General features: G+C 63.1%; 13 protein-coding genes and 1 pseudogene. 7 read left to right on the forward strand and 7 right to left on the reverse strand.

Annotated features, from left to right (window positions below):
- Both AR689_RS23540 and AR689_RS11045 read left to right on the forward strand, forming a co-directional pair.
- A partial coding sequence (locus AR689_RS23540) for a hypothetical protein (RefSeq protein WP_231745491.1) occupies positions 1–190 on the forward strand: 190 nt, incomplete at its 5' end.
- Positions 191–250: 60 nt separating this feature from the next.
- Positions 251–556, forward strand: a complete 306-nt coding sequence (locus AR689_RS11045; protein WP_024819548.1) for a hypothetical protein — start codon at positions 251–253, stop codon at positions 554–556.
- A gap of 23 nt (positions 557–579) precedes the next feature.
- Here AR689_RS11045 and AR689_RS11050 read toward each other — a convergent pair whose 3' ends face one another.
- Entirely contained in the window at positions 580–1,224 is a 645-nt protein-coding gene (locus tag AR689_RS11050) for a DedA family protein (protein WP_062073751.1), read from the reverse strand.
- A 54-nt stretch (positions 1,225–1,278) separates the two neighbouring features.
- On the opposite strand from AR689_RS11050, the gene AR689_RS22715 reads away from it, so the two are divergent.
- Positions 1,279–1,833, forward strand: coding sequence for an O-acetyl-ADP-ribose deacetylase (locus AR689_RS22715; RefSeq protein ID WP_197412859.1), 555 nt, complete (start codon positions 1,279–1,281; stop codon positions 1,831–1,833).
- Positions 1,834–1,919: 86 nt separating this feature from the next.
- On the opposite strand, the pseudogene AR689_RS11055 reads toward AR689_RS22715, so the two are convergent.
- A pseudogene (locus AR689_RS11055) lies at positions 1,920–3,128 on the reverse strand (amino acid permease); the annotation flags it as partial.
- Between the two features lie 167 nt (positions 3,129–3,295).
- Here AR689_RS11055 and AR689_RS11060 point away from each other — a divergent pair.
- Positions 3,296–3,790: an Lrp/AsnC family transcriptional regulator gene (locus AR689_RS11060; RefSeq protein ID WP_062070119.1), complete on the forward strand. Its 495-nt coding sequence runs from the start codon at positions 3,296–3,298 to the stop codon at positions 3,788–3,790.
- A gap of 15 nt (positions 3,791–3,805) precedes the next feature.
- Here the strand turns inward: AR689_RS11060 and AR689_RS11065 are convergent, their stop codons facing one another.
- Positions 3,806–4,735, reverse strand: a complete 930-nt coding sequence (locus AR689_RS11065; RefSeq protein WP_062070121.1) for an RluA family pseudouridine synthase — start codon at positions 4,733–4,735, stop codon at positions 3,806–3,808.
- Between the two features lie 152 nt (positions 4,736–4,887).
- On the opposite strand from AR689_RS11065, the gene AR689_RS11070 reads away from it, so the two are divergent.
- On the forward strand, positions 4,888–5,529 hold the full coding sequence (locus AR689_RS11070; protein WP_062070123.1) for an ArsR/SmtB family transcription factor: 642 nt from the start codon (positions 4,888–4,890) through the stop codon (positions 5,527–5,529).
- Entirely contained in the window at positions 5,522–6,214 is a 693-nt protein-coding gene (locus AR689_RS11075; protein WP_062070125.1) for a hypothetical protein, read from the forward strand. The genes AR689_RS11070 and AR689_RS11075 overlap by 8 nt, the downstream gene beginning before the upstream one ends.
- 117 nt (positions 6,215–6,331) lie before the next feature.
- Here AR689_RS11075 and yczR read toward each other — a convergent pair whose 3' ends face one another.
- Positions 6,332–7,795, reverse strand: coding sequence for a MocR-like transcription factor YczR (gene yczR, locus AR689_RS11080; protein ID WP_062070127.1), 1,464 nt, complete (start codon positions 7,793–7,795; stop codon positions 6,332–6,334).
- A 61-nt stretch (positions 7,796–7,856) separates the two neighbouring features.
- Here yczR and yczE point away from each other — a divergent pair, with 61 nt between their 5' ends.
- Positions 7,857–8,486: a membrane protein YczE gene (yczE, locus tag AR689_RS11085; protein WP_062073752.1), complete on the forward strand. Its 630-nt coding sequence runs from the start codon at positions 7,857–7,859 to the stop codon at positions 8,484–8,486.
- 31 nt (positions 8,487–8,517) lie between these two features.
- Here the strand turns inward: yczE and AR689_RS11090 are convergent, their stop codons facing one another.
- Genes AR689_RS11090 through AR689_RS11100 form a run of 3 tightly spaced genes read right to left on the reverse strand, consistent with a single transcriptional unit; the run spans position 8,518 to position 12,169 of the window.
- Positions 8,518–9,738, reverse strand: coding sequence for a glycoside hydrolase family 26 protein (locus AR689_RS11090; protein WP_231745492.1), 1,221 nt, complete (start codon positions 9,736–9,738; stop codon positions 8,518–8,520).
- A gap of 2 nt (positions 9,739–9,740) precedes the next feature.
- A complete protein-coding gene (locus AR689_RS11095) occupies positions 9,741–10,193 on the reverse strand; it encodes an STAS domain-containing protein (protein WP_062070129.1) in 453 nt (150 codons plus the stop codon).
- A gap of 44 nt (positions 10,194–10,237) precedes the next feature.
- Positions 10,238–12,169, reverse strand: a complete 1,932-nt coding sequence (locus tag AR689_RS11100) for a glycosyltransferase (RefSeq protein WP_082698145.1) — start codon at positions 12,167–12,169, stop codon at positions 10,238–10,240.
- Positions 12,170–12,329 lie beyond the last annotated feature (160 nt).

Genomic DNA, 12,329 nt, shown 5'->3' on the forward strand with positions numbered 1-12,329 from the left:
CGCCTTGTTCTCACCAGCTGAAGTCCACGACGGCTCCTGGAAGAACATCTGGAAGACACGCGACCGAGCCCTCCAGCACTACTACGACCAGAACCCTCACCGATTCCGGCAACGACCCACCACACCGGCCCCACGAAGCCACGTCGGAATCAACCTCCCCGAAAAACCAACCAAACAACCCACCCACTGACTCCACACAGTTTGACAACCTGCGAGGGCGTGGGATGTGAGAGGGCGTTAGGGTAGTGGGATGCCGTCGTTCCAGACCAAGTTGAAGATCACTGGCCTCAAACCGGGCAACGCACCTGAATCGGTGATGGCCGCCGCGGTGGAAGCGCTGGAAACCCGCCACCACGTGGAATCGAACCAGCTGGACATCGTGGGCGGGGTACCTCAGCTCAGTCTCCGCTTCACAGTGGACGACCGCGATTACTCAGGCGAGAACCACGAAGCCCGCACGTCGGCAGCCATGATGCGGGACGCCGTCGAGCGCGTTGCCCTGACCGGCAGCCTGTATGTGCTGCGGCGTAGCCGCGGACGCTGGTCACCGGTTTAGAAACCCCGTTTAGGATCCCGGCCCTATTCGGTTTGCGGGACGTCGCCGGGCTTGTCGGCGTCGAACGGTTCGTCCACGGGGGAGCGGCTGCCGCGGCGCCGGGTGACGATCAATCCCACCACCACGCCGATGACCAGGCCCAGTCCCACCCCAATGAGTGAGCTGGCCCAAAACGGGAGCTTGGTGGTGGAACCGGTGAAGTATCCCAGGCCTACCTGCCACACGGCCCACAGCACTGCCCCGAGCCCGGCGCAGAGGCTGAATCCGCGCACCGAGACGTTGGCGATGCCTGCCGCGGATGAGGTGGCGAGCCTGCCGCCGGGGATGAAGCGCGCGCCGATGATGGCGCCGTAAGTGGAGGAACGGCCGGCTTTTGCGATGGCCTCGTGGATTCCGCGGTGGATGCGCCGGCCCCATGCCCACCGGTCCAAGACGTGGCTGATACGCCGTTTGAAGAGCATGAACACCGCCATGTCACCCAACCAGGAAGCGAACGCAGCCAGGAAAAGGACCAGCCAGAAGTTCGCATGGCCATCGGCTGCGAGCGCCCCGCCGGTGATGACCACCATTTCGGAGGGGATGGGCGGGAAGATGGCGTCGCCCAGCACAATGGGGACGATCCACAGGTAAATCGCGGATCCCCATGTTTCCGGGGCGGTGATGTCCATGGGCACAAGGTACCGCACTTGCCGTGTCCGCCGCTTCGGAGTGAGACTGGCGCCATGCGAATCGACGTTCTGCACGGTGACATCACCACCCGCGATGTTGATGCGATCGTCAACGCCGCCAACTCCTCTTTGCTCGGGGGAGGGGGAGTGGACGGCGCTATCCACCGGGCCGCGGGAGGGGAGCTGCTGGAGGCGTGCCGCGTGCTGAGGCGGACGCAACTGCAGGACGGGCTGCCGGTGGGTTCGGCGGTCGCGACTCCTGCTTTTCGGCTCCCCTCGCGCTGGGTGATCCATACTGTGGGTCCCAACCGGCATGCCGGGCAGACAGATCCGGCGCTGCTCGCCTCGTGCTTCCACGAAAGCCTGATAGTGGCAGCAGGGCTTGGGGCGCGGTCAGTGGCGTTCCCTGCGATCAGTGCCGGAGTTTATGGTTGGGACGCGCGTCAGGTTGCGGAGGTGGCGTTCGACGCCGTGAGGTCGTTTTCGTCGTCATCATCAGCGCGTGCCTCTTCGGACAGCCCACTGGAGTTGGTGGAGTTCGTCCTGTTTTCGGAGGATACGACGGCGGTCTTCCGCACTGTGCTGGCGTCCTCACCCCGGTTCATCTGACGTTTGCGGCGCTGCACGACGTAGTAGAGGACGGTGACGAGTGCCAAGGACGGAAGGCCGAAAACCAAGGTCATGGTGAACGCCGAGGTGCCGAGTGTGCTGATGGCGATGGCCAGCATGAGGACTGCGCCGAGGATGGTACCGGCCGGGTAGAAGCGGGTTGTGTAGGCGAGTTCAGTGCCGCTGCGCTTCATGCTGCGCCGGAAGAACCAGTGGGTTACGAAGATCATGAACCAGGTGAACATGGCCCCGAACATGGAGATGGCCATCATGAAGGTGAACGCCGTCTCAGGGAACATCGCGTAGACAACGGTGGCGATGGCGATTCCTGTGGTGGAGAGGACCAGGGCGTTCACGGGGGCGCCGTTGGAGCGCAGTTTCCCGAACAGGGCTGGTGCGTCGCCGCTGCGTGAGAGGCTGAAAATCATGCGCGTGGAAATGTAGAGCTGGCTGTTCATTGCCGAGAGTGCAGCGATGATTACCACGAAGGTCAGCAGGCTGTCAGCGAAGGGGATGCCCAGGTTCTGCATGACAGTGACGAACGGGCTGCCGCCTGCCAGGATCTGGCTGACCGGGGCGATGGCCAGGATCAGGGCAAGCGTGACGATGTAGAACAGGAGGAGCCGGGCAATGGTGGTGCGGAAGGCTTTCTTGACTGCCGTCGAGGGATCTTTGGCTTCACCAGCGGCGATGGCAATCATTTCGATGCTGAGGTAGCTGAAGATGGACACGATCACCGCGAACCAGGTGCCGGACAGCCCGTTGGGGAAGAATCCGCCTTCGGCGGTGTAATTGTGGAATCCGGTGCCTTCGGTGCGGGCGCCGAACACGATGTACGCCCCGAGCACGATGAATGCGATGATCGCGAAGACCTTGATGCTGGAGAACCAGTACTCCAGGGTTCCGAACACCTTTACGTTCATGGTGTTCACGCCGATCAGGACAGCGGAGAAGAAGATCACCCACAGCAGCGAGGGCACGTCCGGGAACCATAGCTTCATGTATTCGCCCACCGCAGTCACTTCGGTTCCCACGGCCAGCACAATGCAGGACCAGTACATGTATTTGACCAGGAAGCCGGCCAACGGGCTGACGTAGTGTTCGGCAAAAGCGCCGAAGGAGCCCGATGTTGGGTGGGCCACTGTCATCTCGGACAGGCTACCCATGAGGAGGAGCGCGATCAGTCCTCCGATTGCGTAGCTGATGATGACGCTGGGCCCGGCTAAGCCGATGGCAAACTTGCTCCCCAGGAACAGTCCGGTGCCGATGGCTCCGCCCAGGGCGATCATGGTCATTTGACGGGAGGTGAGCTGCCTTTTGAGCCCGCCTTCACGTTCCTGGATCTTGCTGAAACTGGCCAATCCGACCTCCTTGTCGATTCTGCAAATCGCTTCAAGATAGAATCCAGCTCAAAGCTGTGCCAAGGATTTCGAACTATCACGAAAGTATTGGAGGGGATTTCGTGTCTGATTCATCCGCGCCGCGTCCGCGTGGTCCCCTTCCGAACCGGGTTCGGCTTGACGATATAGACCGACTGATCCTTAAAGAACTCATAGCGGACGCCAGAATTCCCAACAACGTTCTCGCCTCAAAAGCGGGAATTGCGCCTTCCACGTGCTTGGGGCGGGTCCGGGCACTGCGTGATGCCGGGGTCATCCGGGGCTTCCACGCTTCGGTGGATCTTGAGGCCCTGGGCTTGTTGGTTTACGCATTGATCTCGGTGCGGGTGAACTCTCAAGCGCGCAACAAGATGCTTGCCATTGGTCAACGCTTGCGCGCATTGCCCAATGTTCAGAGCGTGTTCCTCTTGGCCGGCGATCAGGACTTCCTGCTGCATGTTGCTTGCGAAACTCCCACGCAATTGAGGGACTTCATCGCGGTGCATCTGGCCTCCGACCCCGCGATCGCCAACACCCAGACGAACCTGGTGTTTGATCATCTGACGCCGGGGGACTGAGCTCTGGGGGACCAGTCAGCCGTGGGCTTCGCTGAGCTCCAGTTGGCTGCGGTATTCCACGGGCTGCTTGCTGATGGGATCCACGAAAGTGATGCCCCGGGCCAGTAACTGCAAGGGTTTGGCGTAGTCGTCCGGTGCCTTGTCCAGCAGGTCCGGGTAGAACGCGTCGTTGACGATTCCCAGCCCTAGCGAGGCCATGTGCACGCGGAGTTGGTGTGTTTTTCCGGTGTGCGGCTCCAGCCGGTACAGCGCGCGCTGGTGAGTTCCGGCGTCGAACGTTTTTGTCTGTTCAATGCGCGTTTCGGCGTTCGGTTCACCGGCAATGACTTCTGCGAGCAGGTAGCTGCGGGACTTGGTCATGCGGTTGCGGACAACTACAGGGAACTCGACGGCGGGATAGCCTGCGGCGGGCGTCGCGGCGGACACGCACTCGTATTCCTTCTGGACCTGGCGCTTCTCGAAGAGGACCTGGTACTTGCCGCGTGTTTCCGGATTGGTGGAGAGCAGCAGCAGGCCGGCGGTCATGCGGTCCAGGCGGTGCATGGGGATGAGGTCCGGGAGGTCCAGCAGGTTCCGGAGCCGGACCAGCGCGGATTCCTGGATGTACGTGCCGCCGGGCGTGGTGGGGAGGAAGTGCGGTTTGTCCACCACCAGGATGTGCTCGTCTTGGTGGAGGATGGTGATTTCCACGGGCAGCCGTGTCTCCGGCGGGAGCGTGCGGTAGTACCAAATGAAGGTGTGGTCCTCCAGTTTGGTGCTGCGGTCCAGGGGTACGCCGCCCTCGCCCACGATTTCGCCGGCGTCGAATCGGTCCTCGATGCCTTGGGGGTCGATGTGTCCCCAGCGGTGCATCATGTAGTCCATGGCGGTGGTCCAGGGGCCCTCGTCCGGCAGGCGCAGGCGGGTTGCGTTCACGCCGTCGCGCACGGGGAGGGGGGATTGCATCACCGGACAATTCTACCGGCGATGTGTTGTGGGGCCCGCTCTGCGCCCCTAAACGCGTGCGAATCGCGCATAGCGGGCCCCACAACGGGATGTGGAAGCCGAACACAAAAAAGTTCTTGACAATAAAAGTTGTCGGTAGACATGCTTGAAGCATGTTGGACATCGAAGTGATCGAAGACCCGGCCGCGGCGGAAGCCTCGCTGGACCCCATCCGCACCCGTATCCTGCGGGAGCTCGTGGAACCGGCGTCCGCCACGCAACTGGCCGCGAAGGTGGGGCTGCCCCGGCAGAAAGTGAATTACCACCTCAAAGCCCTGGAACGCCACGGGTTGGTGGAACTGGTGGAAGAGCGACGCAAGGGCAACGTCACCGAGAGGGTGCTGCGTGCCACGGCGGCCTCCTACCTGATTTCGCCCGTCGCCCTGGCGTCCGTGGCGCCTGACCCCCGGCGCTTCTCTGACCGGTTTTCGGCGTTCTGGCTGCTGGCATTGGCCTCCCGCACGGTGCAGGAGATGGGCAAACTCATCGCCGGTGCTGCGGTGGCCAAGAAGAAGCTGGCCAGCTTCGCGATCGATGGCGAGATCACTTTCCGCTCTGCTGCCGAACGGGCGGCGTTCGCGGAAGAGCTCGGCGTAGCGGTGACCCAACTGGTGGATAAGTACCACGACGGCGGTGCTGCCGCCGTGGCGGGCGGTGCACGTAAGCACCGGCTCGTCGTCGTACTTCACCCTGCACTTAAACCAACCCAAGCCTCCCCGGAGCAATCAGCAGAAAAGGATCAAAGCAATGACTGACAACCGAAAATTCGAAATCGTAGCGGACACCGAACTGCCCGGCACTCCAGAGCGGGTGTGGCAGGCGGTCACCAAGGACACTCCCGCCTGGATGTTCCCCACGGATCAGTGGCCCGACGTCAAGACCACCGAGGAATACCCCAGTCACCTGGTGTCCCGGATGGACGGTCTCGACGGATGGTTCAACCAGCTGGAACACGTCCTTGAGCCGCTCGAGGGTGGCCGCGCCAAGCTGCACTACGTTCACAGTGGCATCTTTGCCGACAACTGGGACGAGCAGTACGACGGCGCCAGCAAGCACACCGAGTTCTACCTGCACACCCTCGGCCAGTACCTCCAGTACTTCGACGGCAAGCCGGTGGTCTTCACTGATGTCCAGGCGCCCGCGTCTTCGCAGACTCCGGATGGTTTCCTGCAGCTGAAGAGGGCACTTGGTGTGGACGGCGCGCCCGCCGGTACTGCCGTGGATGTGGACGTCGACGGCGTAGGCCGGCTGAGCGGGGAAGTGGACTTTTCGAACGAGTTCTTCCTGGGGCTCAGGACATCCGATGCCATGTACCGCTTCTTCGGCCGGAACGCTTTCGGCGCCCCGGTGGGCATGACGGTCCACGAGTTCAGCGGCTCCGGCGATTCTGAACTCACGGCCAAGACGTGGGGCGCATTCCTGGAGAAGGTGTACGCCTGAGACTCCGCGCACGCCGCCCCCAACTAGGTAGCAGTTCAGGTCGTTCCCAGCGCTGAGAACGACCTGAACTGCTACCTACTTGGGTTCCAGCAGCGGAACTGGCCGCGGGCCGACAGCCTAGGCGACCGCGACGGCGGCTGGCCGCTCTGCCTTGAGGGTCCTGCGGAGGTGGGGCGAGGCATCGAGCTTGTCCTGGGCGGCGCGGAGGGCACCGACGGCGAACTCCAACTGTGCGGCGGGCAAGGTGAACGGAACGCGCAAGTAGTGCTCGAACGCCCCACCCACCCCGAACCGTGGTCCGGCAGCCAACCGAACGCCGAAGTCCGGAGCGAGCACCGTCAAGGCAGTGCTGCACGGCGTGGGCAGGTGGCACCAGGCTGTGAGGCCACCGCGGGGGCGTTCAACCTCCCACTCCGGCAGGCGCTCCGCAAGCAACCCCAGCAGGGATTCCCGCTGATGCCGAAGCTCCGCGAGCCGGGCATCAAGCGGTTCGGCGAAAGCCCGCACCAGGCGTGCCGCCGCCAGTTGTTCCACCACCGGCCCGCCCAGATCCATGACTGTCCTCGTGGAAACGAAGCGGGCAACCAAGGCCTCGTCTGCCCGGATCCACCCGGTCCTCAGCCCCGCCCAATGCGACTTGCTGAGCGAGCCGATGGAAACCACGGCGGGACTGAAGGAGGACATCGGTGCGGTGCGGACGCCGTCGAGATTCAACCCGCGCAGCGTTTCATCCACCACCACCACGGTTCCGGAAGCGGCGGCAGCCCGCGCGAGGCGCCGCCGTTGCAGGTCCGACATGATGCGCCCGGTGGGGTTGTGGAAGTCGGGCACCAAGTAGGCCATGGCGGGGCGCTGCTGGTTCATGGTGGCCACCATCGCGTCAATATCCCAGGCGGGAGAGGTGCTGGACTCCAGTGCAGGCAGCGCGACAGGAAGGGGCTTGCACCCGGCGGCGCGGATGGCGTCCAAAGCGTTAGGATACGTGGGATGTTCCACCAGGACCCGGTCCTGCTTGCCGGCCAAAGTGCGCAGGACGATATTGAGCGCATGCTGCGCGCCGGAGGTCACAAGGATCTGGTCAGGGGTGGTGGGGACCCCCTCAGCCGTGTATTTAGCGGCGATGGCTTCGCGGAGGGCCGGAACGCCCACGGCGTCGTACCCGAAGCCCGGCAGGAGGGCGGGTAACTCGGTCAGTGCGTCGGCAAAGGCGCGGTGCACTACCTCGCCGGCGGCCGGGAGCGATGCATAGGCCAAGTCCAACAATCCCTCCGGGACTGCGAGTCCGGGGGCGCTCACCGGCGCGGTGCGGTGGGGGATGCACGTCCGCCCGCGGCTGCCCTGACCTGCTGTGAGGAAGCCCTGTTCGCGCAGGCTCGCATACGCGGCGGTGACCGTGGTGCGGCTGAGGCCCAACGTCTGCGCCAGCGCCCGCTCGCTGGGCAGGGCCACATCCAGTGGGATGCGGCCATCCATCACCAGCAAACGCACGACGTCGGCAAGCTCGCGGTAGGCGGGCAGGGCGCCGGAATTCCAGGAGCCGAGGAGGCGAACGAGCGCGGTGGGGTTCAGTGAGCCTGACATCAGACCAGTATTTCAAACTGGCTATGGAATGCAAGGCCAGTTTTATCGGAGGATGGAACCCATGATGACCCGAAGAATCACCCAACTCCTGATCGGCCTCGCGATGTACGGCATCTCCTTGGCCATGTTCATCCGCGCCGGGCTTGGCTTGGACCCCTGGGACGTGTTCCACCAGGGCGTCTCCGAAAAGACCGGGTTCAGCATTGGTGTTGTGGTCATCGCGGTCAGCTTCCTGGTCCTTCTCCTGTGGATCCCGCTCCGGCAGATGCCAGGGATCGGAACCATCGCCAACGCCGTGCTGGTGGGACTATTCGCCGATCTTGGGCTGTGGCTCATCCCGGAGTTCTCACATCTGGGCGGACAGATCGCCATGCTCGCCGGTGCCGTGATCCTCAACGGCATCGCCTCCGCTTGCTACATCGGTGCCCGTCTTGGACCCGGGGCCCGCGATGGGCTGATGACCGGACTTGTGCGCCGCACCGGGTGGTCCGTGCGCCTGGTCCGCACAGGCATCGAAGTGGTTGTCCTTGCTGTGGGCTTCCTGCTGGGCGGTTCGGTCGGTGTTGGTACGGTGGTCTACGCTCTGGCCATCGGCCCTGTTGTGCAGGTGCTGCTTCCCAAATTCATGGTGCCCGAACGTCCCAAAGCTACGGCCCCCACGGAAACCGTGGAGGCCGCAGCGGCTGCTTAGGCCTCAGCGCAGGCACTAACGGATCGCCCGCCTAACGGCACGCCTCCAGATCCTCGCCGTACTCCAACCAGTCCGGCAGGTCCTCACTGAAGGCATCGCGGATGGCGGGCGATCCAGCGCTCCGCCAGTCGACGTCGTCGTTAATTTCGATCTCGTACTTTTTCCACTCAAACCAGTTGATCATCTTCAATTGCGGATATTTTTGATGGGTTTCATCCGAAAAGACCTGACGCCACCACGCCTGCTTGACGTCCAGTTCGGACGCCCCGGCACGGGCCGGGGTGAAGATGGCGGCTGTCTCCGGGATGGCCACCGGCTTGTTGTGGTCCACACCGTACACCTGGTAAAAATCCGGGACGGAACTGTCGTCACCGGCGGTGCCGCTGTACGTTCCGGTCAGCATGGCCAGGAACTTGCCCGGCTCCGAGATATCGTTGTTCCCCCAAGGGCGCTGATTGCCCCAGTGATACAGGGAAACGCCCACCCAGTCCACGGCGTCGTCCCCCGGATAGTAGGGCGCGTAGGTGTCGTCGGCCATGGTGATGGCGCCATCATGGTCTGTGTCCAAGGCAGCGAAATCCGGCGTGCCCGGACGCGCCGCGAACTGGCCCCCCGTAAACGGGTAGCCGCCGCCATAGTTCGGGGCCCACATCATGGACGAACCCGGCGCCTGCGAGTGCACGGCGGCGGCCACCTTGCGGAACACCTCCACATAGCGCAGCGGCTGCTGGCCCCAGGAATACCAGGAACCGTTCATTTCATGCGCCAAACGTACGACGACGGGCGTCCCCTGATCATTGATGTCCCGTAAGTCGGCGGCGAGTTTGGCGATCACCTCATCGCTCATCGTCTCTAGTCCGCCGTGCGGTTCGAGCGTCAGGAGCAACACGCCCCCAGTGGGGCGGACCTGGGTGACGGCGTTGGTGGTGTGCGCCCACGTTTCGTCGTCGTAGGGGATGTCCGAGAACTGCACCACCACCGCCGGATCATGGCCGAGGTTTTCCCGGTGCTCGGACAAGGTCTCCGAGTCCCAATCCAGGTTCACTCCCAGAAGCACTCCATCCTTGGGGATCATAGTGGAAGCGTCCCCGGCCCGGCACAGGGACAAAGCCTGGACTACGGGGACCACTTCCTTGGAAGCAAAACTCAAACCGGTGGCAGCCAAGGCAGTCACCACCAAAGGAATGAGCAGGCTGGCCCGCCGGCGTTTTCTGTTCGGATGTCCCGTGAAGGTGGGAGGAGCCGGCGCCATGGTCAGCCCCAGCCCAAGGAACGATGCCGGCGCCCGAAGAGGGTGCGCCAACTCAAGCGAGGCGCGAGTCCGCGTGGCCGCACACGTGCCATGCCGCCGTCGACCGCATCTTGACGGTTTGCATAGACGCGGGCCACATGACCCAGATGGGCTTGGAGGCGGGTTTCCTGCAGTTCGCTGGAATGACCGAAAAGGCGGAGATCGCCACCGCGCAATCGGAGCAGGTGCAATACCTCAAGCAGCCCTACGACGCCTGAGGCTCCCACGGATGTCACCGCAGCGACATCCACCAAAATCAGGATGGGGCCGTCCGCGGCTGCCTGGGCGGACGCTTGACGAACGGCAAGAACGGTAGGGGCGTCCAAAGCACCGGTAACGGTCAGCTCCAGACTGGTCAGATCCGCTGTGTTCTGTGCGGAGGAAATGGTCATCGGGGCAGGGGAAAGCATGGACATGGGGGTCGCTCCTTGCTGGGGGGTGGAACGGCGTGTGATTGCTGTCAGTGTTTGGATTCGGACGGGGTCCCAAGGACGCTGGTGAGCTCCTTCGGGGTGGGCATTGGCTCCTCCAGGTGATCGCCGGGACCGCGGTACCTTGCCGCGCCGATCACTACACTCAACAGCGCCAGGTCCAAAGCAACCCAGGCAAGCGTGATGAGGGTGGGATACAGCGGCGCTTCCACGAAGGACACCCGGGCAATGCCGATGAGCGAGGACACAACGAGCAATGCCATGGCTGCCACTTGCAGCCTGACGTGCTGAAAACCGCGTCCTGCAGCCTGCTTGCTCTTGGCCGTCACCGAGAACGTGAGGTGCTTGCCGAGGAAGACCGCCGCCGCACCGGAACACGTGGCCGCTATCCAGGTGGGAAACAGTGCGAAGGACCATTGCTGTCCGCGCCACAGTCCCTTGGAACCATTGCCCGCTACTTGGAAAAGCAGCTGGCAGGTCACGAAAAAGGGGAGGAAGAGGCAGAAGAACACCACCGGGCTGGCAGTCAGCGGGTAGGTCCCAGCCACCAGGAACACCACAGGCGCTGCGATGTAGCTCAGGGCAGCGAAGCCATTGAGATAACTCGTCATAGTGCCCAGATACATGAGCCGTTGGGCCACCGTGAGGCCCCGAAGCAAGACCGGATTGTCACTGAAGAACACCTGCATGGTGCCTGCCGCCCATCGATGCCGCTGCGACAGCATGGTGGATACGTCCTCGGGGGCCAGTCCGTGGACCAGGACCTCGTGGTGGTAAACACTGCCCCACCCCATCGCGTGCAGGTGCATGGCCGTCGCCATGTCCTCGGTAATGGTGGTGGTATCCATGGGGTGGATGGCCAAGGCCTGGTCCGTGTGCGCAACATCCACGGATTCCAGGACCGCGTCCAATTCCGGCACCACATCGTCCATCGCATCGGGGACCGCCAACGCGGCAGCATGGAAGGCGACGCGGAGCTCAAAAGTGATCTCGGCAAGGACATCGCCCCTGCGCACCTGATGCTCCGCGCGCGCCACTGCCTCCAAGGCCTGTTCCGCCACCGGCATGGCGGCAGGATGGCGCCTACCCAGTTCGCCGTGAAGATCCTGAAGCCTGGACCGGCCCCTGCGCAAAGCACGCCACGTCTGCTCCGTGGCTGTCCGGGTGTAACGGGTCAAACCCAGCGCCATGAGGGCTTCCCGGCGAAGGACAGCATTCGAACCGCAGAAGAACGCTGCGTCCCAGCCGTCCTTGCCCTGCTGGATGGGTCCGTAGAAAAGTTCCGCCTGGCTTCCCAAGGGGTCCCGCTCCGGAACATTCCAAAAGTGCTGCGGCGTCTGGACAAAGGCCACTTCTTCGGCGTCGAAATACCCGAGGACGCGGTCCAGGAAGCGCGGCTCAGGGACCTGGTCTGCGTCGAAGATGGCCACGAACTCGCCCGTTGTCAGGGACAGGGCGTTGTTGACGTTGCCCGCCTTTGCGAAGCGCTGCCGGCCATCCCACTCGGGGCCACGGGTGATGTATCCGACGCCGATCTGCCGGGCTGCTTCAGCAAATTCGGCCCGATCTCCGTCGTCAAGAATCCACGTTTCATGGGGATACTCCATGTCCCTGGCCGCAATGGCCGTCTTCATCACCAGGTCCAGTGGTTCGTTGTACGTTGCGATGAAAACGTCCACCGATCTGCCCGGCAGGGCAGGCGGGGGAGGTGGACGTCGTCGTGCGTTCCACATGGTCACGGCATAAAGTGCTGATTCGCCCAGGCTGTAAGTCTCCGCCGCCACGAGCGGCAGCGAGATCCACCAAGCATCCCAGGCCACAGTGCTGGACCAGCGCCAGCTGATGTAAATCAATCCGAAGGAAACCACCAGAACTGCAAGGATCCTTACCAGTATTTGTCTGTAAATGCCCATCTTTAGCCTCCGGTAACTTCTGGGGAAAAGGCCAAGGCGCGCCACCATGTCCACACGCTCTTCAGAGCGAATTTGGGAGGACACGGCTGACGCGCCTGGAGCTGCATCGTCGATGCTCAAGGGAAGGAATTCGGCTGCGAACGGAATGTCCTTACTGCCAATGGGCTTGAAATTCTTGTCAAAGCCAATCGGTTCCTTATTCCACTTT

This window comes from Arthrobacter sp. EpRS71 (genome assembly GCF_001512285.1).
GTDB lineage: Bacteria > Actinomycetota > Actinomycetes > Actinomycetales > Micrococcaceae > Arthrobacter.